Origin of the sequence: Citrobacter sp. CK191 (assembly GCF_030333435.1) — a bacterium.
In the GTDB taxonomy this organism is placed as follows: Bacteria; Pseudomonadota; Gammaproteobacteria; order Enterobacterales; family Enterobacteriaceae; genus Citrobacter_B; species Citrobacter_B koseri.
Genome location: NZ_JAOWFX010000028.1, coordinates 87,122 through 112,853 on the forward strand (window position 1 = coordinate 87,122; position 25,732 = coordinate 112,853).

General features: G+C 56.7%; 20 protein-coding genes. 10 read left to right on the forward strand and 10 right to left on the reverse strand.

Annotated features, from left to right (window positions below):
- Nucleotides 1-38: 38 nt before the first annotated feature.
- Nucleotides 39-2,402: a glycoside hydrolase family 31 protein gene (locus OGV82_RS07670; RefSeq protein WP_145991259.1), complete on the reverse strand. Its 2,364-nt coding sequence runs from the start codon at nucleotides 2,400-2,402 to the stop codon at nucleotides 39-41.
- Nucleotides 2,403-2,419: 17 nt separating this feature from the next.
- Nucleotides 2,420-3,721, reverse strand: coding sequence for an MFS transporter (locus OGV82_RS07675; protein ID WP_012133145.1), 1,302 nt, complete (start codon nucleotides 3,719-3,721; stop codon nucleotides 2,420-2,422).
- Nucleotides 3,722-4,013: 292 nt separating this feature from the next.
- Between OGV82_RS07675 and OGV82_RS07680 the strand changes: the two genes are divergently transcribed.
- On the forward strand, nucleotides 4,014-5,087 hold the full coding sequence (locus OGV82_RS07680; protein WP_024130506.1) for a LacI family DNA-binding transcriptional regulator: 1,074 nt from the start codon (nucleotides 4,014-4,016) through the stop codon (nucleotides 5,085-5,087).
- Here OGV82_RS07680 and OGV82_RS07685 read toward each other — a convergent pair.
- The 4 genes from OGV82_RS07685 to OGV82_RS07700 form a co-directional block, all read right to left on the reverse strand.
- Nucleotides 5,084-6,346, reverse strand: coding sequence for a DUF1479 domain-containing protein (locus tag OGV82_RS07685; protein WP_047457936.1), 1,263 nt, complete (start codon nucleotides 6,344-6,346; stop codon nucleotides 5,084-5,086). The two genes, OGV82_RS07680 and OGV82_RS07685, sit on opposite strands and share 4 nt — an antisense overlap.
- Before the next feature lie 150 nt (nucleotides 6,347-6,496).
- Nucleotides 6,497-7,312, reverse strand: coding sequence for a Cof-type HAD-IIB family hydrolase (locus OGV82_RS07690; RefSeq protein WP_047457934.1), 816 nt, complete (start codon nucleotides 7,310-7,312; stop codon nucleotides 6,497-6,499).
- Between the two features lie 168 nt (nucleotides 7,313-7,480).
- The gene (locus OGV82_RS07695) at nucleotides 7,481-9,913 is read right to left on the reverse strand and encodes a glycyl radical protein (RefSeq protein ID WP_047457931.1); all 2,433 of its coding nucleotides are present in this window, start codon (nucleotides 9,911-9,913) and stop codon (nucleotides 7,481-7,483) included.
- A gap of 4 nt (nucleotides 9,914-9,917) precedes the next feature.
- Entirely contained in the window at nucleotides 9,918-10,817 is a 900-nt protein-coding gene (locus tag OGV82_RS07700; protein WP_012133135.1) for a glycyl-radical enzyme activating protein, read from the reverse strand.
- Nucleotides 10,818-10,952: 135 nt separating this feature from the next.
- Between OGV82_RS07700 and fsa the strand changes: the two genes are divergently transcribed.
- Entirely contained in the window at nucleotides 10,953-11,615 is a 663-nt protein-coding gene (gene fsa / locus OGV82_RS07705; RefSeq protein WP_047457926.1) for a fructose-6-phosphate aldolase, read from the forward strand.
- A 160-nt stretch (nucleotides 11,616-11,775) separates the two neighbouring features.
- Here the strand turns inward: fsa and moeB are convergent, their stop codons facing one another.
- Together moeB and moeA are read right to left on the reverse strand one after the other, a co-directional pair.
- Nucleotides 11,776-12,543 (reverse strand): molybdopterin-synthase adenylyltransferase MoeB, encoded by a 768-nt coding sequence (gene moeB / locus OGV82_RS07710; RefSeq protein ID WP_012133132.1) that lies wholly within the window; start codon nucleotides 12,541-12,543, stop codon nucleotides 11,776-11,778.
- On the reverse strand, nucleotides 12,543-13,778 hold the full coding sequence (gene moeA, locus OGV82_RS07715; protein WP_047457923.1) for a molybdopterin molybdotransferase MoeA: 1,236 nt from the start codon (nucleotides 13,776-13,778) through the stop codon (nucleotides 12,543-12,545). Before moeA ends, moeB begins: the two co-directional genes overlap by 1 nt.
- 205 nt (nucleotides 13,779-13,983) lie before the next feature.
- Here moeA and iaaA point away from each other — a divergent pair, with 205 nt between their 5' ends.
- From iaaA to gsiD, 5 genes are all read left to right on the forward strand, one after another.
- Complete coding sequence (gene iaaA / locus OGV82_RS07720) at nucleotides 13,984-14,925, forward strand: beta-aspartyl-peptidase (RefSeq protein WP_012133130.1); 942 nt, start codon at nucleotides 13,984-13,986, stop codon at nucleotides 14,923-14,925.
- A gap of 10 nt (nucleotides 14,926-14,935) precedes the next feature.
- Nucleotides 14,936-16,807, forward strand: coding sequence for a glutathione ABC transporter ATP-binding protein GsiA (gsiA, locus tag OGV82_RS07725; RefSeq protein WP_024130503.1), 1,872 nt, complete (start codon nucleotides 14,936-14,938; stop codon nucleotides 16,805-16,807).
- Between the two features lie 35 nt (nucleotides 16,808-16,842).
- Entirely contained in the window at nucleotides 16,843-18,381 is a 1,539-nt protein-coding gene (gsiB, locus tag OGV82_RS07730; protein ID WP_047457921.1) for a glutathione ABC transporter substrate-binding protein GsiB, read from the forward strand.
- 105 nt (nucleotides 18,382-18,486) lie between these two features.
- Nucleotides 18,487-19,407, forward strand: coding sequence for a glutathione ABC transporter permease GsiC (gene gsiC, locus OGV82_RS07735; protein ID WP_012133127.1), 921 nt, complete (start codon nucleotides 18,487-18,489; stop codon nucleotides 19,405-19,407).
- A 2-nt stretch (nucleotides 19,408-19,409) separates the two neighbouring features.
- The gene (gene gsiD, locus OGV82_RS07740; protein WP_012133126.1) at nucleotides 19,410-20,321 is read left to right on the forward strand and encodes a glutathione ABC transporter permease GsiD; all 912 of its coding nucleotides are present in this window, start codon (nucleotides 19,410-19,412) and stop codon (nucleotides 20,319-20,321) included.
- A gap of 128 nt (nucleotides 20,322-20,449) precedes the next feature.
- Here the strand turns inward: gsiD and rimO are convergent, their stop codons facing one another.
- A complete protein-coding gene (gene rimO / locus OGV82_RS07745; protein ID WP_047457917.1) occupies nucleotides 20,450-21,775 on the reverse strand; it encodes a 30S ribosomal protein S12 methylthiotransferase RimO in 1,326 nt (441 codons plus the stop codon).
- A 231-nt stretch (nucleotides 21,776-22,006) separates the two neighbouring features.
- Between rimO and bssR the strand changes: the two genes are divergently transcribed.
- Together bssR and OGV82_RS07755 are read left to right on the forward strand one after the other, a co-directional pair.
- On the forward strand, nucleotides 22,007-22,390 hold the full coding sequence (gene bssR / locus OGV82_RS07750) for a biofilm formation regulator BssR (protein WP_024130501.1): 384 nt from the start codon (nucleotides 22,007-22,009) through the stop codon (nucleotides 22,388-22,390).
- A gap of 103 nt (nucleotides 22,391-22,493) precedes the next feature.
- Nucleotides 22,494-23,609 carry a PQQ-dependent sugar dehydrogenase gene (locus tag OGV82_RS07755; RefSeq protein ID WP_047457915.1) on the forward strand — a complete coding sequence of 372 codons (1,116 nt, stop codon included), beginning with the start codon at nucleotides 22,494-22,496 and terminating at the stop codon, nucleotides 23,607-23,609.
- On the opposite strand, the gene OGV82_RS07760 is transcribed toward OGV82_RS07755, so the two are convergent.
- On the reverse strand, nucleotides 23,606-24,232 hold the full coding sequence (locus OGV82_RS07760; protein ID WP_047457912.1) for a glutathione S-transferase family protein: 627 nt from the start codon (nucleotides 24,230-24,232) through the stop codon (nucleotides 23,606-23,608). The genes OGV82_RS07755 and OGV82_RS07760 overlap by 4 nt on opposite strands.
- 244 nt (nucleotides 24,233-24,476) lie before the next feature.
- Here OGV82_RS07760 and dacC point away from each other — a divergent pair, with 244 nt between their 5' ends.
- Entirely contained in the window at nucleotides 24,477-25,679 is a 1,203-nt protein-coding gene (dacC, locus tag OGV82_RS07765) for a serine-type D-Ala-D-Ala carboxypeptidase (RefSeq protein ID WP_047463721.1), read from the forward strand.
- The last annotated feature ends 53 nt before the right edge of the window (nucleotides 25,680-25,732 follow it).

Below are 25,732 nucleotides of genomic sequence, written 5' to 3' on the forward strand. Positions count from 1 at the left end.
TGTAGGCCGGGTAAGGCGAAGCCGCCCCCCGGCAGTTTTCAGAGCACCCACTCACTCCCTTCAACGTCGTTCACCCGCAGCGTACGTTTTTCCCCTACCGGTAACGATACCTTCAACATGTTCCATGCCGGACGATAGTCGCCACGCGCGTTGATCTTCAGGTTGACGGTCGCCCCATCGCACACCATCTCCCATTCCACCCACAAGGCATTGCCCGTCTGATAACCCCAGCTTTCGCCATCGTCTTCAAACAGCAGACCGGACGTTGTCCCCACGCCTTTGACCGGGAACAGTTTCAGCTCGCGGGTATCGTCGCGTTCAGCGCTGACATGGGTGATCCGTTCGCTCAGCGGCAGGCCTGCACCGGCGCGTACCAGCAACGGCAGTTTTTCCAGCGGCGCGTTCAGCGTGATCCACTGGCCGCCAGAGAACCATTCGTGGCTATCGAAATCGTACCAGCCGGTTTCGTTATCCGGCAGCCAGACGCGGCGTTCACGTTGACCGGGTTCCACCACGCTTGCCACCAGAATATCGCGGCCAAGCAGGAAGTCGTCGCACTCTGCGAAGGTTTGCGCGTCGTGCTCGTGGTCGAGGAAAGTGGGGCGCAGCATCGGCTCGTCGTCGGCGTGCGCCTGCCACAGCAGCGTGTAGAAGTAGGGCAGCAGACGGTAACGTAGCTCAATCGCGCTACGAATCGCCGGCGTCACGCCCGGGTACATCCACGGCTCATTCACCGTATGATCGTCATTCCATGAGTGGATGGTAAAGCGAGGGTGCATCACGCCGTTCTGTACCCAGCGCACGAACAGCTCCGCATCCGGTTTATCGCCAGAGAAACCGCCGATGTCGTGACCCACGTTATACAGCCCGGACAGACTCATCCCCAGCCCCATGCGGGTGTTGTAGCGCAGGGTATCCCAGTTGGTGCGGTTATCGCCGCTCCAGGTTTGCACGTAGCGCTGCATCCCGGCGCAGCCGGAACGGGATATCAGGTACGGGCGTTTTTCCGGCGCAAAGCGCTGCTGCGCTTCCAGCGAGGCGCGCATCATCAACAGCGGCATGACCGGGCGAATATGTTTGATGGCGATTTCGCGGCCAAAGCCGTGGCAGCGGGCTTCGCCATCCCACACTTCAAACTCGTTGTTGTCGTTCCAGGTGGAGTCGATCCCCATCTCCAGCAACTGTGTGGTGACGCCTTCCTGCCACCAGGCGACGGTTTGCGGATTGGTGAAATCAAGGTTAGAACCTTCGTCATCCCAGAAACTTGAACGTTCCGGCGCGTCGGTTTCCGAATCACGAATAAATAACCCGCTTTCCGCGACTTCGTTGTAGCGCGGGTGATCCTGCAACAGACACGGTTTAATGTTGGCCGCCAGCTTCAACCCCGCATCGTGGAATGCCTGGGTCATCACTTTCGGCTGCGGCACCTTGTTGTAGTTCCAGTTAAAGACGTAGCGTTTGCCGTTAATGGAGGTGTAGCCAGATGAAAGCTGGAACGAATCGCACGGAATCGCGTGTTCATTGCACAGACGGATAAAGTTCATCAGCTGGTTTTGCGCGTCCGGCGCATCGGTGTAATGCATGGTCGAGCCGCTGTAACCCAGGCTCCACTTCGGCCCGAACAGGGTTTTCCCCGTCAGGCGCACAAAGGCTTTGGTGACATCCAGCACACGCTTGCCGGTAAAGATGTAGTAATCGATATCGCCCGCTTCCGCCTGCCAGCGGCGATAGGCGGTGTGATAGTTGTCGATTTCATTGCCCAGATCCAGCCAGCAACTGCTCAGGTTGTCGTAAAACAGACCGTAGCTGACGTCATCGCGGCGGGCGATGGTGAATGGAATATGTTTGTACAGCGGATCGGTGCTGACCGCGTTATAGCCCATCGCGTCAAGGTTGCGCATCTCATAGCGTTGGCCGTTGCGTTGCAGGTCGCCCGCTTTCTCGCCCAGACCGTAAAAACGTTCATCTTTACGGCGGCTTAAATAGTGCGCTACGCCGTCGCCGTGAGCGTTCAGCAGATAGGCGCTGGTGGGGCGGTCGTTGACCAGCGGCTGCCAGTCGCCCGCCTCGTCACGGTAGTGCCACTCCAGCCACAGCGGCTGGTGGACGGTCACGCGCAGTTGCTCAGTAGCGACAATCAGCGCGCCATCCTGCTGCGTCAGTTGCCAGGCCGGGCAGCTAAAGCCGCTGACATCCTCACGGCTGCGGCCTTCCCACGGCACATCCTGCGCCGGGGCGATACTCCAGGTTCTGTCTAATGCCAGTTCGCCTTTACGTTTGATCAGCACGCGAAACAGATTTTCTTCCAGTACGTACAGGCACAGATGGTGTTGACCATCGACCAGCAGTTCCAGATGATGGGCCGACTGTTTCTCTACAATCCAGTTTTTCAGGGTTTTCATACGCAATACATCCACTATCAGGCGCGCTTGGCGCGACGTTCAGCAATAAATGCCACCAGGAAAACAGCGCCAATCAGGTCAAAGAACCCCATGGCGATAAAGAGCGGGTTAAAGCCGATTTTGTCGGCGGTAACGCCAATTAACAGAGAGAAGAGGAAGCTGGCGATCCACGCCGCAGAGCCGCGCATTCCGTTGACGGTCGCCATCTGGCCTTTATCAAAAGACTCCACGACCAGCGCGCTCAGCATGCAGGAGATGATCTGATGACCGAAGCCGCCGATGGAGATCAGCACGATGGTGATATACGGATCGCGGGTAATGGCCACGATGCCGAGAGAAATCATCAGAAACGCGCCGGTCACGGAGCTTGCCACCACGGAATTAACGCGAGAGCAGCCAAACAGACGGGTATACAGGCGGGTGAGGTAGCCGCTCGCCACGCTGCCGAGATCGGCGGCGAGGAACGGCAGCCAGGCAAACATGGCGATCTGCTTCAGATCCATGCCGTGTTCCTTCGCCAGATACAGCGGCACCCAGAAGCTCAGCACCGCCCAGGCCGGTTCTGCCATAAAGGCCGGGATCGCGATACCGTAGAAACGTTTATTTTTCGACACGGTTTTCAGCGCGGTCAGGAAGGGCAGTTTCACGGCCGGAGGCTCGTTATCCTGCTTGATATACTCCAGCTCCTCTTCACTCAGGTTCGGGTGCTGTTCCGGGTTATGGTAGAACGCCCACCACAGGATCACCCACAGCAGTGCCAGCACGCCGGTAAACATAAATGCGCCCTGCCAGCCGAATGAGGCGTGCGCGAAGTAGATGATTGGCGGCGCCAGCATGGCGCCAATTGAGAAGCCGACGCCTGCCCAGCCCGCCGCGACCGGACGCTCTGATTTCGGGAACCATTCGCCGATGGTTTTGGCGTTGGCTGGCGTAGCGGCCGCTTCAGATGCGCCCATAAAGAAGCGCAAAATCGCCAGATGCAGCCAGCTTCCGGCGCCCGCGTGGAAGATACACATCAGCGCCCAGATCCCGGCGCAGACCATAAAGCCAATCTTCAGGCCAATCACATCGATCAGCCAGCCGCACAGGGGCTGGAAAATGGTGTAGGCAATCTGGAACGCGCCGACAATCCAGGAGTATTGCTCGGTGGTGATCCCCAGACTCTCTTTTAGCTCCGGCGCCAGGATACCCAGCGAGTTACGCGTGATGTAGTTAACGGTCACACCCAGTAAGAACAGCACCAGCACATACCAGCGCAAATTTTTGATGACGCGGCGGGTTTTACTCGCGGCGACAGTGTTATTGATGTCCTGACTCATTTCTTTTCTCCACAAGACGGACGGTAGGGGAAATAAACGTTTTGATGTCACACAAATTTTGTTATCTCATTGAAAGTTATCTTTTTATTTATTCTTAGTTGCTATACAACTAGTATGTAAGTTGTGTGACAAGTTCAGGTTAAGTGAGAAAATGAGCGGGCAATAGTGGATTTTGTGCAAGTTTTCTCATTACTAACGGTATCGCTCTGGCAAGATGGACGTTAAGCCAGTTATTTCCCTGTTTGTGCGTTATGAAAATTTTTTCATTTAGCAAATGGAGCAAGATCACAAAATGGATAAAAGGCTCAAAATCAGCGAAATTGCCGCGCGGACGCAGCTTTCCGTCAGCACCGTCTCCCGCGTGCTGGCGGGGAAGGCAAATACCAGTGAAAAAGCGCGCAACAAAGTGCTGGAGTGCGCGCGGGAGCTGGGCGTCATGGACGGGATGGCGGCAGGCAGGCTGTTGCTGAATAGTCTGGTGGTCTTTGCGCCGCAGCGGGCGTTTGATGAGCGGTCCGACATCTTTTACTACCGCGTGATTCAGAACGTGAGTAAAGGGCTGACGGCGTATGAAGTACGGCTGCGTTATTGCGCGCTTGAGGAGCTGGACAGTGACGCGCAGCTTTTCCTCGCGCGGATGAACGAAGCGGAAACGCAGGCGGCGATTTTGTTAGGGATTGACGATCCGCATATTCACGATTTGGCAGTGGACGTGGGGAAACCCTGCGTACTGATTAATTGCCGCGACCAGCGAATGCGTTTGCCAGCCGTTTCGCCCGATCATCGCGCCATTGGCGAACTTGCCGCTGATTATCTTTTTTCAATGGGGCATCGCGACGTGATGACGGTGCTCTGTCTGCGTCGCTACACGATGGAGCTGCGTCTGGCCGGCATTCGCGACGCCTGGCAAACCCATAATCTGAAATTTAACGATAAGCGGGATTTACTGGTATCGCCGAGTTTCAGTGCGAAAGAGGCGGAGCAGCGGGTCAGCGAATGGCTGGCGAATACGCCGGATAAGGCGTTGCCGACGGCGTTTTTGGTCGGCGGTGATTTTATGGCGGCGGGCGTCATCAGCGCGTTGCAAAAGCGCGGCCTTCGCGTGCCGCAGGATGTGTCGGTGATGAGTATTGACGGCTTTAATCTGGCGGAAATTCAGGATGTGCCGTTAACAGCAGTGCATGTGCCGCGCGATGAGCTGGGGACGGAGGCGGTACATATGCTGCAACAACGTCTGGTTCGTCCGAATGCGCCAATCGGTACGCTGTTGCTGAACGGCACGTTGACGGTGCGGGAGTCGGTGCGGCGGATACGTCCAGGGAAACGACGCACCGCCGTAGAGCGGGAAGGGCTGTATGACGCTTAACTCATGCCCAGCGCGCGTTTTCCGTGAACGTTCAGATCGCTCAGCGTAAAACGGCCTTCCCAGTTTGTTTCGTAATCTTCACGCGGGAAATCGCCTGGCGATGCGCCCGTTTCCAGCGCGGCTTTGACCTTGTGCGCGTAAGCCAGGTTTTTCTCACACATCGGCGCGGCGGGGATGTACATCACGTTCCCCCAGCCTTGCTGATTTTCCACCGGCGCGACGGAGTGGATCACATCGCAATGCCACCAGACGGAGTCCCCGGCCTCCAGTTGCGGAATACTGGTCAATGCCTCAATCAGCAGCGGATGCCATTGTTGCGAAACCGGCAGCACCCGGCCTGGTGCAACGCCGCACAGTTCATCTTCAGGAACGTCATCCAGCAGGGGGCGTAACAGAATATACGCCATCGCTTCTGGAATCGGCACCACATGCAGCAAGCCCTGGCCCGGCAGCATATCTGACAGCGCCGTCCACCCCTGGAAGGTGCGGAAAACCGAGCATTTGGTGGTGTTATCGACCGTATACTCTTCGACTTCGGTACGGTAGGCGGCATGCCAGGGATCGTACTTCTCCAGTTCGCCGTTAAAGATACTGGCGAAAACCCGTTGATAGGCGGGCAGCAGCCAGCGTTCCAGCGCGCCGGAATCGGTATGCGCCCCCAGACCTTTTGAGGTGGTGCCGGGCGGGCGGCGGCGGATGCGATCCGGGTAGATCACGCTGATATCCGGGTTGAACCACTGTCTGCCGTCGCTTTCAAATGTCCACAGCCGATTAAGGAAAGACTGAACGTTCGCCATCTCTTCGCTCTGACGAGCCTGCATCTGCGCCTGCGACCAGTAAATCGGATAAATTTCAGGGCGGGAGGCGGTTAACGTGCCGAAGAAGTTATCGCCGGGACCTTTGTACACCTCATCAAAATGGTTGCGATCCAGATAATCCAGCATGGATTGATCCCATGCCAGCGCCTGTTCCCGCGGGAAATGGCCCTTAATGACCGCGCATCCACGCCGCTTGATCTGTTCACGCTGCGCTGCCGTGATGGCGCCAGACTGGATATCCGCGTAAGACAGCGCAGGCCAGACGGCATCGCCCTGCGCTTTGAGCGTATTGATTTCCGCCACGCGTGTGGCAATCACCTCGCTGAGCCTGTCAAAAACGCCCTGCACATCACCGAGCTGCGCCCGCAACGCCTGCTTCATCTGCCGGATCGCCGCTTTATGATCGGCCGGTAATGTATCGCTTGTGAAGGTTAAAGCCATAACCACCTCGCATTGACTTTCATTCGAAACTTAAATTAATTACAAATGACAATATAAGTTATAAATAAGTTAATGCAAGTTTAAAAACTTGATGCGGTACGCAGAATGGAAAAGCAGGAGGAAACCGGAGCAGCGCTCCGGTATCTGGAATCAGATGTTAAAAGGCGGGGCGTTATCCAGTACGGCCTGAATCACGTTTAACGCTCCCTGATGGTTGTTATCATCGGTATGATAACGGCTGAGGGCTTTGATGTTGTCTGCGGCGTTCGCCATCGCGAAAGCATACCGCGCCATTTTCAGCATTTCCGCATCGTTGTCGCTGTCGCCAATCGCCACCACATTTTGCGGCGAAAGATCCCAGCGTTTCAACAGACGGCTGATGCCGTTCGCTTTGTGTAATCCCGGTATGATTAAGTCGATGAAGCCGAAGCCGCTGGTCACGGGTTTCATAATGCCGTCCAGCGACGTATGCAGCGCATCAACCACGAAGGGGATCTGCTGGTCTGGCAGGTTCAGTGAAAACTTAAACAGAACATCGTCAATGTCCTGGTAATCCTTCACGGGTTGCAGACGGTGGTAGTGCTTCGACATCAGCGCCACAAAAGATTCCGGCGCATGTTCGCTGACATAAGCGCTTTTCAGGCCGCAGGCGACAAAATTAAGCTGCTTATCTTTTAACAGCTCGCCAATCACAATACGGGATTCATGCCGGGTCAGTTCGCCATGAAACAGCTGCTTGCCATGCTCATAAACCAGCGCGCCATTTTCCGCGACGAAGGAAATTTCGTCTTTCAGCTCGGGGAAAAAGGAAATGAGTTGGTAATACTGGTTGCCGCTGGCGACGACAAATTCGATGCCGCGTTTTTTTAGTTCCTGATACTGCGCCATAAATCGTGCGTGATCGTACTTTTTGGCGTCGTCGAGAAAAGTTCCGTCCATATCAGTGACGATAACTTTAACGGTCATACATTGCTCCTGGCTCAAAACTGCGACCAGAAACATTCTAATAACAAGGTGACGGGGAGCACAAATTTAATTTCGAATGAAAGTCAGAAAGCCGGGTGGCGGCTTCGCCTTATCCGGCCTACGGGGGAATATGTAGGCCTGGTAAGCGAAGCGCCACCGGGCGTATTTTTACAACATATGTTCAGTACGGGCGATGATATCGTCCTGCGCATCCGGCGACAGCGCGGTAAAGAAGGCGGAATAACCGGCCACCCTGACCACCAGATCGCGATACTGATCCGGGTGCTTTTTCGCGTCCAGCAGCGTTTCGCGCGACACGATGTTGTACTGAATATGCCAGCCTTTATGCACTTCGAAGAAAGTGCGCAGCAGTACCATCAGCTTCTGCTTGTCGGATTCGTTCTCCAGCGTCGCCGGGTTCAGCTTCTGGTTGAGCAACACGCCGCCGAGAATTGAGCCGGTAGGCAGTTTGCCGACGGAGCCAATAACCGCCGTTGGACCGAGATGGTCAGTACCGGAAGCCGGGCTTGCCCCTTCCGCCAGCGGGGTATGCGCTTTACGGCCATCCGGCGTCGCCATCGTTGCCGCGCCAAACGGTACGTTTGCAGAGATGGACGAGGTTCCGGCGTAATAGTTGCCGCCCGTCGGGCCGCGACCGTAACGCGGGTTGTGATACTGCTTCAGCTCGTCGATATAGGTCTGATAAGCGCGGGCCAGCAGGGTATCGACGGTGTCATCGTCGTTACCGTATTTTGGCGCGCCGTTGATCAGTCGCTGGCGTAACTGTTCATGAGTGAGGCCTTCAAAGTCATCGGCCAGTGCGGCGGCAAGTTGCTGTTGGCCGATAGCCCCCTGTTCAAAGACCAGTTTTTTCACCGCCGCCAGGCTGTTGCCGAGGTTAGCGATACCGACCTGCAAACCGGAAACCCAGTCATATTTCGCGCCGCCTTGCTTGATGCTCTTCGCGCGTTCGATGCAATCATCCACCAGCGCCGAGCAGAGAATGTCATGGACGTTCTCTTCCAGCATGGTGTCAACCACGTACTCGATTTCGATCGACTTGCGCGTGTAGTAGCGAATCTGCGTATCCCAGGCATCCATCACTTCATCGAAGCTGGTGAAGTTACCGGCGGAGAGCGCCTTTTCCTGCGGCAGGAAGACCTTACCGCTGGTGGCGTCGCGACCGCCTTCCAGCGCTGCCAGCATCACGCGGGCAAAGTTAATGAAGCTCATGCCGGTGCAGCGGTAGCCCCATTTGCCACCCACGGCGGTTTCGATACAGCCGATGGCCGCGTAGTCGTAAGCGTCTTGTGGGTCGATACCGAGTTTAATAAATTCCGGGATAACGATTTCGTCGTTGTTGAACGCGGGCATCCCAAAGCCGCAGCGAATAACCTGCACGCAGGCATCGAGGAAGTCGTTGCTCATTCCGGCGTGATAGCGCACGCTGAGGTTCGGCTGGGTGGAACGCAGGCGGCCGCAGGACTCCAGAATAGCGTAAGAGAGCGGATTGACCGCATCCACCGGCTGACCGTTGACCAGACTCTGACCGCCAATGGTGACGTTCTGATACAGCGGGCTGCCCGCTGAGGCTTTGGAGTGAGAGCCGGAGCGGATCTTGTTCACTTCCAGCAGCTTCAGCCAGCAGCTGTGCAGCAGTTCAATCGCGTGTTCGCGATCCAGCGTCTGGTTTTGCTCCACATCACGACGGTAATACGGCCAGAGATACTGGTCCATACGTCCAAACGAGACGGAGTGACCGTTAGACTCGATTTGCAAAATCAGCTGGATGAAATAGCACAGTTGCAGCGCCTGCCAGAACGTCTGCGGCGGCTGATGGGCGATGAGATCGCAGTTCTCCGCCATCGCCAGCAGTTCGTCACGGCGGCTTTCACGGCTTTCTGTCGCCGCCATCTGACGCGCCAGGTTGGCAAAACGTTTGATGTGCAGGCTGACCGCCCCCAGCACGATATCAATCGCCTTCAGGAACTGCTCGCCGTGCAGGTCTTCCAGTACGGTCAGGTCAATGCGCGAACGGCGTTCCGCCACTTTGTCACGCAGACCATCAAGACCTTTTTCCAGCAGCAGCGGGAAGTTTACCGCCAGATGCGCGTCGCCGGAGGTCATGTTGCCCTCGGCTTTAATGATGCCGGTTTCCAGCAGGCCTTTTTGCTCATCGGTAAACATGCCGTAGCAGCGGTCCTGTACCGTCTGACCACGCCACCACGGGCACACGGCGTGTAAAACGCGTTTGTTCTCTTCGCTGACCGCAAAACCGGCGCCAGGGCGATCGGCCAGATCGTCGATCTCTTTTTCAATCCACGAGACGGTGTATTCCGGGAAGATCGGCGCGGCGCGCACTTCGCTTGCCTGGTTGCCGATAATCAGTTCGTCATGTTTGATCCAGATAGTGCGTTCCGCCAGATGATGCGCCAGCGCCAGCGCGCGACGAACCGGAATCGGCTTATCCAGATGTTGCTGATACATCTCGGTGTAGTGCTGCGCGCGCTCCGTACATACGGGCGGCTTCACAATGTGCACCAGCGCGGTTTTATGCGCTTTGATGCGGTCGCTGAGCGTATCCAGTTTCAGTGTGGTCATGGGATTATCCTCGTAAAGTCGCGGTTAAACCTTTGCTGCTGGCGTACTGCTGCGCAAAATCAAGCAACGCGGGCGCATCAAGTGGTTTGTCCGGGGCATAGTAGGGCTGACTGAGTAAGTGGTATTTATTGATGCCCAGCGTGTGATAGGGCAGAAAATGGATCTCACCGACGTGCAGTTCGTCGGCGGCAAAATCGGTAATGGCTTTGATCGCCTCTTCATCGGCGTTAAAACCCTGAATGAGCGGCACGCGGATGATCATTTTTTTACCGGCGGCAGCGAGCTTTTTCAGGTTTTCCAGTACGCGAGAAGCGCTGCCATCGGTCCACTGCTTAAACGGCGCCTCGGCAACGTGTTTTAAATCGGCGAGGAACAGATCGACATTCGGCAGGGACGGTTCGATATATTTCCACGGTACGTGCAGACAGGTTTCGACCGCGGTATGGATACCCGCATCATGGCTGGCTTTGAACAACGCGGCGGCCAGTTCCGGCTGCATAAAGGGCTCGCCGCCGGAGAGCGTTATACCGCCGCCGCTGCGATCGTAAAACGGCTTGTCGCGCAGTACGGTGTCCATGATCTCTTCCACGCGCTTTGTTTCGCCGCAGACGGTTAACGCCTGAGTAGGGCAGCAGTGGGTGAGGGCATCCATATGCGCATCGGTCAGTTTTTCGCGATGAATAAGCAGGCCGTTCAGCGCGCGTTCGATCACCTCTGGCGCGGCTTGCGCGCACAGCGTGCACCCGTCAAGGCACAGGCGCGCATCGTATAAGAGATCTCTGGCGCGTGCGCGGCTTTCCGGGTTCTGGCACCAGCGGCAGCCCAGCGAGCAGCCTTTCAGGAAGACAACGGTGCGAATGCCGGGGCCATCATGGGTAGAATAGCGCTGAATATTGAAAATCATAAACGGCCTCTCTTTCTTTCGTATAAAGATTAAATAACTTTCGAATGAAAGTTATGTTGACGCAGGTCAACTCTCAGAGAGGTTTTGTCGTGATAGTCTTAAACTATGCAAAATCTCACAGTTTGAGGAATGGTTATGGAACTCTATCTGGATACGTCTGACGTTGAGGCCGTGAAATCGCTGGCGCGTATATTCCCGCTGGCAGGGGTGACGACGAATCCCAGTATCGTGGCGGCAGGTAAAAAACCGTTGGAGGTGTTACTCCCGGAATTGCACGACGCGATGGGCGGGCAGGGGCGTTTATTCGCTCAGGTGATGGCGAGCACGGCGCAAGGAATGGTCAGCGATGCGCGTAAGCTGCGGGCGATTATTCCTGATATCGTGGTAAAAGTGCCGGTTACAGCCGAAGGACTGGCAGCGATTAAATTGTTGAAAGCGGAAGGTATTCCGACGCTGGGGACGGCGGTTTACGGCGCGGCGCAGGGGCTGTTATCCGCGCTGGCGGGTGCCGACTACGTTGCGCCTTACGTTAACCGCGTGGACGCACAGGGCGGGAACGGTATTCAGACGGTTAATGATTTGCAGCAGCTACTGAAAATGCACGCCCCGCACGCCAAAGTGCTGGCGGCCAGTTTTAAAACGCCGCGTCAGGCGCTGGACTGCCTGTTGGCCGGGTGTGAATCCATCACCCTGCCGCTGGATGTCGCGCAGCAGCTTATCAGTTACCCGGCTGTCGATGCCGCAGTAGCGAAGTTTGAGCAAGACTGGCAAGGCGCGTTCGGACGAACGTCGCTTTGAGCGACGCGTAGGCCGGATAAGGCGTTTACGCCGCCATCCGGCAACATGCCCGGGGCGCTGCGCTTGCCGGGCCTACAAACCATCGTAGGCCGGATAAGGCGTCAGCCGCCATCCGGCAATATGCCCGGGGCGCTACGCTTGCCGGGCCTACAAACCATCGTCAGCCGCCATCCGGCACCTGTGCTCCGCACACTTCGCAACCCGGATTGCGCATTAATTTCATTTCGCGGAACTGACAGGTCATCGCGTCGTACATCACAATTTTGCCGGATGCGGGTTGACCGTAATGCGCCAGCAATTTGATGGCTTCCATCGCCTGCAATGAACCGATCACCCCTATCAGCGGCGCCATGACGCCCGCTTCCACGCAGGTGAGGGCGTTCTCGCCAAACAGACGGCTCAGACAGCGGTAGCAGGGTTCGCCTTCCTGCCAGGTAAAGACGGTGATCTGTCCTTCCATACGGATGGCGGCGCCGGAAACCAGCGGCACTTTGGCGGCGAAACATCCGGCATTAAGCTGATTACGGATGGCAACATTGTCAGTACAGTCCAGCACCAGATCGTGCCCGGCGATAAGCGCATTCAGCGCCGGTTCGTCCAGCAGGGCGTTGATCGGTGTAAGGGTGATATAAGGGTTGATGCGCGCCAGCGCCTCGCGCGCCGAATCCACCTTCGGCTGCCCGACGGTGGCATCGCTGTGCAGCGTCTGGCGTTGCAGGTTCGACACTGAAACGGTGTCAAAGTCGAGCAGCGTGAGCTGCCCAACGCCCGCGCCCGCGAGGTACTGCGTTGCCGCACACCCGAGTCCGCCCAGGCCAACGACCAGCACCCGCGCATCCTTTAGCGCTTCCTGTCCTTCAAAATCGAACCCTCGCAGAATGATTTGCCGGTTGTAGCGCATCATCTCCTGGTCGCTGAGTTCCGCCATTACAGGCCTCCAAACAGCGCGTTAAACGGCTCGACTTCCACCCATTCGCCCGCGTCAACGTTGCCGCGATCGCGTTCCAGCACAATAAAACAGTTACCCATGCTAAAGGAGCTGAAAATATGCGAACCCTGGTGTCCCGTGGTGGTGACTTCCAGTTCGCCGTCAGCCGTGCGTTGCAGAATGCCGCGCTGAAAATCAAGACGGCCCGGCGTTTTCTTCAGCCGTGAAGCGGTACGCACGCGCTGGCGCGCTGGCAGACCGCTGGCGATATTGCCGCTAAGTTTCGCCAGCAACGGCTGCACGAGCTGATAGAACGTCAGCGCCGCAGAGACCGGGTTGCCCGGCAGACCGCAGAACCAGCTGTTGCTCAGTTTACCGAAGGCGAACGGTTTGCCCGGTTTAATCGCCAGTTTCCAGAACGCGATTTCTCCCAGCTCTTCAAGGATCGTTTTGGTGTAATCCGCCTCGCCCACTGAAACGCCGCCAGAGCTGATGACCACATCGGCCTGGCTGTCGGCTTCGATAAAGGCGGCGCGTAGCTGCTGCGGGTTATCGCGAATGATCCCGAGATTGATCACCTCGCAGCCTAACTGCTCAAGCATCAAGTGTACGGTTAAGCGGTTGGTATCATAAATTTGCCCGTCGCCCAGCGGCTGACCCGGCAATTGCAGTTCATCGCCGGTGGAGAACAGCGCCACGCGCACTTTGCGCACGACCTGCGCTTCGGCGATGCCCAGCGAAGCCAGTACCGGCAGTTCTGCGGTGGTCAGGCGAGTCCCCGCCGGGAAAACCACGGCGTCATGGGTGATGTCTTCCCCACGGCGGCGGATGTTTTGTCCGTTACGAACGTCAGCGGTAAAGCTGATGCCCTCGTCGGTTTGCTCCGTCTGTTCCTGCATGACCACCGCCTCACACCCCGCAGGCACCGGCGCGCCGGTCATAATGCGGATACAGGCGCCAGCAGGCCATTCCCCCTGGAACGGTTGCCCGGCAAAGGCTTTCCCCGCCACCGGCAGCGGTTGACCAGCGGTCAGATCCGCCAAACGCACCGCGTAACCGTCCATTGCGGCGTTATCGAATCCCGGAACGTCCAGCGGGGAGACCACATCGTTTGCCAGGATGCGGCCAAAACAGTGAACCAGCGGCAGGGTTTCGAATGCCGTGAGTGGCGTAATGCGCGACAACATCTGGGTGAGCGCCGTTTCAAGCGGCATCAGTCCGGCGGTAAATTCCATGAAAACACTCCTGCGAGGCAAAATCGAATCCGTCTATTATGTCAGAAAATGCGGGCAGGCTGTATGCCACCTCAGACTTAGGGGCTGGCCCTTTACCTTTACATGCCGCCTGCATCTTTCTATATTCAAAAATCGAATCAATAACTCACAACAATTCTGATATTTATAGGGAAAGTTGTGTGCCACCGCTAACGGACGACAAATAATGGGCAAAGCAGTCATTGCTATTCACGGCGGCGCAGGCGCAATTACGCGCGCACAGATGAGCCAGGAGCAGGAACAGCGCTATATTCAGGCGCTGTCGGACATCGTCGAAACAGGACAGAAAATGCTGGAGGCGGGCGAAAGCGCGCTGGATGTGGTGACGGAAGCGGTGCGTTTGCTGGAAGAGTGCCCATTATTTAATGCCGGGATCGGCGCGGTTTACACGCGCGACGCCACCCACGAACTGGATGCCTGCGTCATGGACGGCAATACGCTTAACGCAGGCGCTGTCGCTGGCGTTCGCCATTTACGCAACCCGGTGCTGGCCGCCAGGCTGGTGATGGAGCAAAGCCCGCATGTGCTGATGGTGGGGGACGGGGCGGAAGCGTTTGCGGCTTCCAGGGGGATGGAGCGCGTTTCTGCCGATCTTTTCTCCACGCCTGAGCGCTATGCGCAACTGCTGGCGGCGCGTGACGCCGGAGAAACGGTGCTCGACCATAGCGGCGCGCCGTTGGATGAAACCACCAAAATGGGCACCGTGGGCGCGGTGGCGCGGGATCGGTTTGGTAATCTGGCGGCGGCCACGTCGACGGGCGGCATGACGAATAAACTGCCTGGTCGCGTAGGCGACAGCCCGCTGGTCGGGGCTGGGTGTTACGCCAACAACGCCAGCGCGGCGGTTTCCTGTACCGGAACGGGCGAGGTGTTTATCCGCGCATTGGCGGCCTACGATATTGCCGCGCTGATGGACTACGGCGGACTCAGCCTGGCGGAAGCCTGCGAGCGTGTGGTCATGGAGAAATTGCCTGCGCTGGGCGGCAGCGGTGGGCTGATTGCCGTCGATCATGAAGGCAACGTCGCCCTACCTTTTAACAGCGAAGGCATGTATCGCGCCTGGGGATATGCCGGAGATACGCCAACGACGGGGATCTACCGGGAGTGAGGAGCAACAGGTGCCACACAGTCACGAATTAGACGCCAGCGACGTACTGGCGGTCAAAAATTTGAACATTGCGTTCGAGCAGGAGCAGCAACGCGTCAGCGCGGTGCGCAATGTGTCGTTTCGGCTTCAGCGAGGCGAAACGCTGGCGATTGTCGGCGAATCGGGATCGGGGAAATCCGTTACGGCGTTATCGTTGATGCGCCTGATCGAGCAGGCGGGCGGCGACGTTCACTGCGATCAGATGCTGCTTCGGCGGCGTAATCGCCAGGTCATTGAACTGGGAGAACAAAGCGATGCGCAGATGCAGCGCGTGCGCGGCGCGGATATCGCCATGATCTTTCAGGAGCCGATGACCTCGCTTAACCCGGTATTTACCGTGGGCGAGCAGATTGCCGAATCCATTCGTCTGCATCAGGGGGCGAGCCGCGAAGAGGCAATGGCGGAAGCGAAACGGATGCTTGACCAGGTGCGTATTCCTGAGTCGCAGGCCATCTTATCGCGTTACCCACATCAGCTTTCCGGCGGGATGCGCCAGCGGGTGATGATCGCGATGGCGTTGTCGTGCCGCCCGGCGGTGCTGATTGCCGATGAACCGACCACAGCGCTGGACGTCACGATTCAGGCGCAGATCCTGCAACTGATCAAAGTGCTGCAACAGGATATGTCGATGGGGGTGATTTTTATCACCCATGACATGGGCGTGGTGGCCGATATTGCCGATCGCGTCCTGGTGATGTATCAGGGTGAAGCGGTGGAGACCGGCAGCGTTGAGCAAATTTTCCACGCGCCGCAGCACCCTTATACCAAAGCGCTGCTGGCTGCCGTGCCGCAGTTAGGCGAGATGAGCGGACACGATCTGCCGCGCCGCTTTCCGCTGATTTCACTGAACGATCCCGATCGTGTGGAACCGCAAACCGAGCAGGACACGGTGGTGGCAGGCGATCCGATCCTGCAAGTGCGCAACCTGGTGACGCGTTTTCCGCTGCGTAGCGGTATTCTTAACCGCGTGACCCGTGAAGTGCATGCGGTGGAAAACGTCAGCTTTGATCTCTGGCCTGGCGAAACGCTCTCGCTGGTGGGGGAGTCCGGCTGTGGTAAATCGACCACCGGGCGGGCGTTGCTGCGGCTGGTGGAGTCGCAGGCTGGCGAAATTACCTTCAACGGGCGGCGGATCGACACGCTTCCTGCCGGTAAGTTACAGCCGCTACGGCGAGATATTCAGTTTATTTTTCAGGACCCTTACGCTTCGCTCGACCCGCGCCAGACGGTGGGTTACTCCATAATGGAACCATTGCGGGTGCATGGTTTGCTGGAAGGCGAGGCGGCCGCGTCGCGGGTGGCGTGGTTGCTTGAGCGCGTAGGATTGCGCCCGGAACATGCGTGGCGTTATCCGCATGAGTTTTCTGGCGGCCAGCGTCAGCGTATCTGCATCGCCCGCGCGCTGGCGCTGAATCCAAAAGTGATTATCGCCGATGAGTCAGTCTCCGCGCTGGATGTCTCGATTCGCGGGCAGATCATTAATCTGTTGCTCGATTTGCAGCGGGAAATGGGCATCGCGTATCTGTTTATTTCACACGATATGGCGGTGGTGGAGCGCATCAGTCATCGCGTGGCGGTGATGTATCTGGGGCAGATTGTGGAAATCGGCCCCCGCCGGGCGGTGTTTGAAAATCCGCAGCATCCCTATACCCGTAAATTAATGGCGGCAGTACCGGTGGCCGATCCTTCCCGGCACAGGCCGCAGCGTGTGCTGCTGTCGGACGATATCCCCAGCAACATCCGTAAACGTGGGGAGGAGATCGCGCCCGCTCCATTGCAGTTAGTCGGGCCGGGGCATTATGTCGCGCGCCCGCAGGCAGAAAATGCGTTATCGCGTTTATAACATCTCATAAAACAGGCAGGGTTCAGGAGAATAATATGACAACATTTGTAACCCGTAATTGGCTGGTTGCGCTGGGCGTCGCTTCTGCACTGGCGGCATCTCCGGCGTTTGCTGCTAAAGATGTGGTGGTAGCGGTAGGCTCTAATTTCACCACGCTCGATCCGTACGATGCGAACGACACCTTATCGCAGGCGGTGGCGAAGTCGTTTTATCAGGGGCTGTTTGGTCTTGATAAAGACATGAAGTTAAAAAATGTGCTGGCTGAAAGCTACACCGTTTCCGACGATGGCCTGATCTACACCCTGAAGCTGCGCCAGGGGGTAAAATTCCAGGACGGCACCGACTTTAACGCAGCGGCGGTGAAGGCCAACCTCGATCGCGCGAGCGATCCAGAAAACCATCTCAAACGCTACAACCTGTATAAAAACATCGATAAAACCGAAGCGGTCGATCCGACGACGGTAAAAATTACGCTGAAACAACCGTTCTCGGCGTTTATCAATATTCTGGCGCACCCGGCGACGGCGATGATCTCTCCGGCCGCGCTGGAAAAATACGGTAAGGACATTGGCTTCCATCCGGTCGGCACCGGGCCGTATCAGCTGGATACCTGGAACCAGACTGATTTCGTGAAAGTGAAGAAATTTGCCGATTACTGGCAGAAAGGCTTACCTAAACTGGATACGATCACCTGGCGTCCGGTAACGGACAACAACACCCGCGCGGCAATGCTGCAAACCGGGGAAGCGCAATTTGCGTTCCCGATCCCTTACGAGCAGGCGACAATTCTGGAGAAAAACAAAAATCTACAGTTGGTTGCCAGTCCGTCGATCATGCAGCGTTACATCAGCATGAACGTGACGCAAAAACCGTTCGATAATCCGAAGGTGCGGGAGGCGCTGAACTACGCCATCAACCGTCAGGCGCTGGTCAAAGTGGCCTTTGCCGGTTACGCGACGCCTGCCACGGGCGTGGTGCCGCCAGCCATTGCGTATGCGCAGAGCTACGCGCCGTGGCCTTACGATCCGGCGAAAGCGCGCGAACTGCTGAAAGAGGCGGGCTATCCGAATGGGTTTAGCACCACGCTGTGGTCGTCTCATAACCACAGCACCGCGCAGAAAGTGCTGCAATTTACGCAACAGCAGCTGGCGCAGGTCGGTATTAAGGCGCAGGTAACGGCGATGGACGCCGGGCAGCGTGCGGCAGAAGTGGAAGGCAAGGGGCAGAAAGAGAGCGGTGTGAGAATGTTCTACACCGGCTGGTCGGCTTCCACGGGGGAAGCGGACTGGGCGTTGTCACCGCTGTTTGCCTCGCAAAACTGGCCGCCAACGCTGTTCAATACTGCGTTCTACAGCAACAAGCAGGTTGATGACGACTTAGCGGCAGCGCTGAAAACCAACGATCCGCAGGAGAAAGCGCGCCTGTATAAAGAGGCGCAGGACACCCTCTGGAAAGAGTCCCCCTGGATTCCGCTGGTGGTGGAAAAACTGGTCTCAGCCCACAGTAAAAATTTGACGGGTTTCTGGATCATGCCGGACACTGGCTTCAGTTTTGATGACGCGGATTTGCAGTAAGCAACGCGCGCCCGATGGTTTTATCCGGCTTGCAGACGCAGTTCGTTGCAGGTCGGATAAGGGATTTACGTCGCCATCCGGCAAAAGGTTTGTAAAGGGAGCCTGATGCTTAATTATGTGCTTAAGCGCCTGCTGGGGTTGATTCCGACCTTGTTCATTGTGGCGGTGCTGGTGTTTTTATTTGTTCATCTGTTGCCTGGCGATCCGGCGCGGCTGATTGCCGGGCCGGAGGCTGACGCGCAGGTGATTGAACTGGTGCGCCAGCAGCTTGGTCTCGATCGGCCGTTGCATATCCAGTTCTGGCATTACATGACTAACGTGTTGCAGGGAGATTTCGGCACGTCGATGGTGTCTCGTCGTCCGGTATCGGCAGAGATTGCCAGCCGCTTTATGCCGACGCTGTGGTTGACCATCACCAGTATGGTATGGGCGGTACTGTTCGGGATGACCGCCGGGATTATCGCCGCCGTCTGGCGTAATCGCTGGCCGGACAGGCTCAGCATGACGCTGGCGGTAACCGGGATTTCGTTCCCGGCGTTCGCGCTGGGGATGCTGCTGATGCAGATATTCTCCGTTGAGCTGGGGTGGTTGCCGACCGTGGGCGCAGATAGCTGGCAGCACTATATTCTTCCCTCCATCACGCTTGGCGCCGCCGTTGCGGCCGTGATGGCGCGCTTTACCCGAGCGTCGTTTGTGGATGTCCTCAGTGAAGACTATATGCGCACCGCGCGTGCGAAAGGGGTCAGCGAAACCTGGGTGGTGCTGAAACACGGTCTGCGTAACGCCATGATCCCGGTTGTGACCATGATGGGGTTGCAGTTTGGCTTTCTGCTCGGCGGTTCGATTGTCGTCGAGAAGGTCTTTAACTGGCCCGGACTGGGGCGATTGCTGGTTGATTCAGTGGAAATGCGCGACTACCCGGTGATTCAGGCTGAAGTGCTGCTGTTTTCCCTGGAGTTTATTCTTATCAATTTAGTGGTGGATGTGCTCTATGCCGCCATTAACCCGGCTATCAGGTACAAGTAAGGATGCGATTATTTAACTGGCGCCGTCAGGCGGTTTTAGATGCCATGCCGCTGGTCAAACCCGACCGGGTGCGTACGCCGTGGCATGAATTCTGGCGGCGTTTTCGCCGTCAGCATGTGGCGATGATCGCAGGGATATTTGTGCTGTTGCTGATCCTGGTGGCGATATTCGCCCGCTGGCTAACGCCTTTCGATGCGGAAAATTACTTTGATTACGATCGCCTGAATGACGGTCCTTCGGCGGCGCACTGGTTTGGCGTGGACTCGCTGGGGCGGGATATTTTCAGCCGCGTCCTGGTCGGGGCGCAAATTTCGCTGGCGGCAGGCGTTTTCGCCGTCTTTATCGGCGCGGCGCTTGGCACGGTGCTTGGGCTGGTTGCGGGCTATTACGAAGGCTGGTGGGACCGGCTGATTATGCGTATTTGCGATGTGCTGTTCGCGTTTCCGGGCATTCTGTTAGCGATTGCGGTCGTGGCGGTGCTCGGTAGCGGTATTGCGAATGTGATTATCGCCGTCGCCATCTTTTCTATCCCCGCGTTTGCCCGTCTGGTGCGCGGAAATACATTAGTGCTGAAACAGCAGACGTTTATTGAGTCGGCGCGCAGTATTGGCGCCAGCGACGCGACGATTTTGTTCAACCATATTTTGCCCGGCACGGTCTCGTCGATCGTGGTCTTTTTCACTATGCGCATCGGGACGTCGATTATTTCTGCGGCAAGCCTGTCGTTTCTGGGGTTAGGCGCGCAGCCGCCAACGCCGGAGTGGGGGGCGATGCTCAATGAAGCGCGGGCGGATATGGTCATCGCGCCGCATGTGGCGATTTTTCCGGCGGTGGCGATTTTCCTGACGGTGCTGGCGTTTAACCTGCTGGGCGACGGGCTGCGCGACGCGCTGGACCCGAAGATTAAGGGGTGAATGTCGAACCGTAGGCCTGATAAGCATGTAGGCCTGATAAGACGCTTCAGCGTCGCCATCAGGCATTGCGCCGGATGGCGGCATAAATGCCTTATCCGGCCTACGGGTTTTACGATAATTTGGGCGAATTAAACGCGGCTGCCCCACAGGTCATATTCGTCGGCGTTATCAACTTTCACGCGGATAACGTCGCCGGGTTTAACGTTGGTTTCACCGTTGAGGTAGACCGCGCCGTCGATTTCCGGTGCGTCGGCCATGCTGCGGCCAATCGCGCCTTCTTTGTCAACCTCGTCGATAATGACTAGGATTTCGCGACCCACTTTCTCTTGCAGACGTTCTGCGGAGATCTGCTGTTGCAGCTGCATAAAGCGGTTCCAGCGCTCTTCTTTCACCTCTTCCGGCACCTGATCTGGCAGCGCGTTCGCACCAGCGCCTTCGACCGGGCTGTACTTGAAGCAGCCGACGCGATCCAGGCGCGCCTCTTTGAGGAAGTCGAGCAGTATCTGGAAATCGTCTTCCGTCTCGCCAGGGAAACCGACGATAAAGGTCGAACGCAGGGTCAGTTCCGGGCAAATCTCACGCCACTGTTTGATGCGCGCCAGTTGGCGATCGACAGCGCCCGGACGCTTCATCAGTTTGAGAATGCGCGGGCTGGCATGTTGCAGGGGGATATCCAGATACGGCAGGATTTTGCCTTCCGCCATCAGCGGGATCACGTCATCAACGTGCGGATAAGGGTAGACGTAGTGCAGGCGCGTCCAGATGCCCAGTTTTGACAACTGCTCGCAAAGGTCGACCATGCTCGTTTTTACCGGCTCGCCGTTGTGGAAACCGGTGCGGTGCTTCACATCCACGCCGTAAGCGGAGGTATCCTGGGAGATGACGAGGATCTCTTTCACGCCCGCATCGACCAGACGTTTGGCCTCGCTTAACACTTCGCCAATCGGACGGCTGACCAGATCGCCGCGCATGGACGGAATAATGCAGAAGGTGCAGCGATGGTTGCAGCCTTCAGAAATCTTCAGGTAGGCGTAGTGACGCGGGGTCAGCTTAACGCCCTGTTCCGGCACCAGGCTCAGGAACGGGTTGTGCTTCGGTTTTGGTACGTAATGGTGAACGTGTTCCAGAACCTGCTCATAGCTATGCGGCCCGGTGATTTCCAGCACTTTAGGGTGTACTTCACGGATCTGATCGACTTTCGCGCCCAGGCAGCCGGTGACGATCACCTTGCCATTTTCAGTCAGCGCTTCACCAATCGCTTCCAGAGACTCCTGTACGGCGCTGTCGATAAAGCCACAGGTATTGACGATCACCATGTCGGCGTCGTCGTAGCTCGGTACGACGTCATAGCCTTCGGTACGCAGTTCAGTCAGGATTCGCTCCGAATCAACCAGGTTTTTCGGGCAGCCCAGGGAAACGAAGCCGATTTTCGGCTGGCGGGTTACATTGCTCATAGCTTAAAAATTGTTCAGTTATTGGAATGGTCAGGGCAGGGATTCTACAGAGATCCGGGCAAAAAATGTATCGCTATCTCATCGCCTGTGCGGGTAAGCGCGCCACGGGGTTTATAGCAAATATGTAAAGTATGTTAATACCGAGTGAATTATTGATCTCAGGCAGCACTTTGTTCAAAAAATGACCATACTATTAAGTTGCAGTATGGTTGGAAAGAGGAGGAACAAGGTATGGTCGTTGACAGACTAAGAACCGAGCTACTTAACAAGCTGATAAACGCCCGAATCGATCTCGCCGCTTATTTGCAGTTAAGAAAGGCGAAAGGCTATATGTCAGTCAGCGAAAGTGATCATCTGCGTGACAACTTTTTTGAACTGAATCGTGGGCTTCACGATAAATCACTGCTGCAAGGTCTGCATCTGGATCAGGAAGAATGGAATGCTTTACATCGTGCTGAAGGCGCACTGGCAGCCGCCGCAGTATGTCTCATGAGCGGACACCATGACTGTCCGACGTTTATCGCCGTCAACGCAGAGAAACTTGAAAACTGTCTGACAACATTGACGCTGAGTATCCAGAGCCTGAAAGCGCAATCACCGCTTGAACAGGTCTAAGTCAGGGGGAGGCGACTCCCCCTTTTCGTTAAGTTTTTGTAAAAATCAATCCGCGCTGTCCCTTGCTGACTACGCTTTAACGCAGGGTCATACAGGAGGCGGTATGCGTCGGACACTTTTCTCTGTTGCCTTATTGGCACTGTTTTCTCCCTTCGTGAATGCAGAAACCCCGGCGGTGAAGGTGGAGGTTTTGCAGACCAAACTTGATCATCCTTGGGCGCTGGCTTTTCTGCCGGATAACCGCGGTATGTTGATAACTCTCAGAGGCGGCCAGCTTCGTCACTGGCAGGCGGGTAAAGGGCTTTCCGATCCGATAACGGGCGTGCCGAAGGTCTGGGCGAACGGGCAGGGGGGATTACTGGACGTGGCGCTCGCGCCTGATTTTGAGCAGTCTCGCCGCGTCTGGCTCAGTTTTTCTGAGGCCGATCGCGAGGGGAAAGCCGGAACGGCGGTAGGCTTCGGGCGACTCAGCGATGACCTGAAGCATCTGGAGGAATTCCAGACCGTTTTTCGTCAGATGCCGAAACTCTCAACCGGTAATCATTTCGGCGGACGACTGGTTTTTGATGGCAAAGGCCATCTGTTTATCGGGCTTGGCGAAAATAATCAGCGCCCTACCGCACAGGATCTGGACAAGTTGCAGGGCAAAGTGGTGCGCCTGACCGACCAGGGGAGCGTGCCGCCGGATAATCCCTTTGTGAATCAGACCGGCGCGCGCCCTGAGATCTGGTCGTACGGCATACGTAACCCGCAGGGTATGGCGATAAACCCGTGGAGCGATGCGCTGTGGTTGAATGAACATGGCCCGCGCGGCGGCGATGAAATCAATATCCCCGAAAAAGGTAAAAATTATGGCTGGCCGCTGGCAACCTGGGGCATCAACTACAGCGGCTTTAAAATCCCGGAAGCGAAAGGTGAAATTGTCGAGGGAACGGAGCAGCCGATCTTCTACTGGAAAAAATCGCCAGCGGTCAGCGGTATGGCGTTTTATAACAGCGACACGTTCCCTCAATGGAAGCAGAAACTGTTTATCGGCGCGCTGAAAGAGCAGGATGTGATAGTCCTGAGCGTTAACGGCGACAAGGTGACGGAGGACGGACGGATTCTGGGCGACAGAGGGAAACGTATTCGCGATGTGCGCGCAGGACCCGACGGTTATTTATATGTCTTAACCGACGAGTCCGACGGAGAACTGCTGAAAGTCAGCCCACGCGCTTAGCTGACCGGGAGCATCACCGTTTTACGAAATGCCGGACGTTCGGTAAGTTGCTGATACCAGCGCTCAAGGTGAGGGCGCGGCGTCCAGCTCAGGCCAACGTTAAACAGGTTGTAGACGAAGGGGGCGATCGCGATATCCGCCGTGCCGAACTCCGCGCCGGAGAACCAGGTCTGGCTGGCCAGCGCCTCATCAAGAATGCCAAACAGGCCGTCGCAGACGTTGGCGCCGGCGTCGATCGCCGCCTGGTCGCGCTGCTCCGGCGGGGTGCGGACTAAACCCATCAGGATCACGCGATGCGCCGGGCTTAACGTCTGGTTTGCCCAGTCCATCCACTTTTCCCCTTCTGCCCGTCGCGCCGGAGAGTCTACCCACAGACGCTTTTGCCCATACTGCGCCGCCAGATAGCGGACGATGGTATTGGACTCCCAGAGCAAAACGTCCGTTTCATCATCGCGCAGCAGCGGCACCAGGCCATTCGGGTTCATCGCCAGATAGTCAGCGTCATGATTCAGCCCGAACTGCCCGCCTGCCAGAATTTGCGTATAAGGCAGCTCCAGTTCGTCGAGCGTCCATCGCACTTTTTTGACGTTGGTTGAGTTATTCCGTCCCCACAGCGTAATCATAGTTACCCCTCAAATTGTTCTGCAATCGGTATCCGACTCGTCCCATGGTGGGATAAAGCTAACATTTACGCAACAGCTTGCAAAAAAATCCTCACGGAGGCAGCGCAGCGTGGCGTTATTGCATAAACTTTAAAAACTTTACCAACTTACGGTTTCTTTAAGTTCGTTAGTGCGTTATTACTCACCGCACTTATAACACGGTGGTATGGCGTGTTTTTTTGGAATGGATACTCGGGTGGCATTTATGACGCAATACTTTTCTTCCCTTCGTAGTCTTGCTGCGGGTTCAGCACTCTTATTCCTTTTTGCGCCGACGTTACAGGCGGCTGAGCAGACAACGGCGCCGCCGAGCGTTGATGCGCGCGCGTGGATTTTAATGGACTATTCCAGCGGCAAGGTGCTGGCGGAAGGCAACGCCGACGAGAAACTGGATCCCGCCAGCCTGACCAAAATTATGACCAGTTACGTCGTCGGGCAGGCGCTGAAGGCCGGAAAAATTCAGCTCACGGATATGGTGACGGTAGGAAAAGACGCCTGGGCCACGGGCAACCCGGCTCTGCGCGGTTCGTCGGTCATGTTTCTTAAGCCCGGAGATCAGGTCTCGGTATCCGATCTCAACAAGGGTGTGATTATTCAGTCGGGTAACGACGCCTGTATTGCGCTTGCGGATTATGTTGCCGGAAGCCAGGAGTCGTTCATTGGTTTGATGAATGGTTACGCGAAAAAACTGGGGCTGACCAACACAACGTTCCAGACGGTTCACGGCCTGGATGCGCCGGGGCAGTTTAGTACCGCGCGTGATATGGCGCTGCTGGGCAAAGCGCTGATCCATGATGTGCCGGAAGAGTACGCCATTCACAAAGAAAAAGAGTTCACTTTCAACAAGATTCGCCAGCCGAACCGTAACCGCCTGCTGTGGAGTTCTAATCTGAACGTTGACGGCATGAAAACCGGGACAACGGCAGGCGCCGGATACAATCTGGTGGCCTCTGCGACTCAGGGAGATATGCGTTTGATCTCCGTCGTGCTGGGGACGAAAACCGATCGCATCCGTTTTAATGAGTCAGAGAAATTGTTGACCTGGGGCTTCCGCTTCTTTGAAACGGTGACACCCATTAAGCCTGACGCGACGTTCGTGACTCAGCGCGTCTGGTTTGGGGATAAGAGCGAGGTGAATCTGGGCGCGGGAGAGGCGGGTTCCGTGACGATTCCGCGCGGACAGCTGAAAAACCTGAAGGCCAGCTTTACGCTGACGGAACCGCAGCTGACCGCGCCGTTGAAGAAAGGCCAGGTTGTCGGCACCATCGACTTCCAGCTCAACGGGAAGTCCATTGAACAGCGTCCGCTGATGGTGATGGAAAACGTGGAAGAGGGCGGCTTCTTTGGGCGGATATGGGACTTCGTCCTGATGAAATTCCACCAGTGGTTTGGCGGCTGGTTCTCTTAATCGCGGTGACGGTGCCGGATGGCGCTAACGCTTATCCGGCCTACGATACGTGC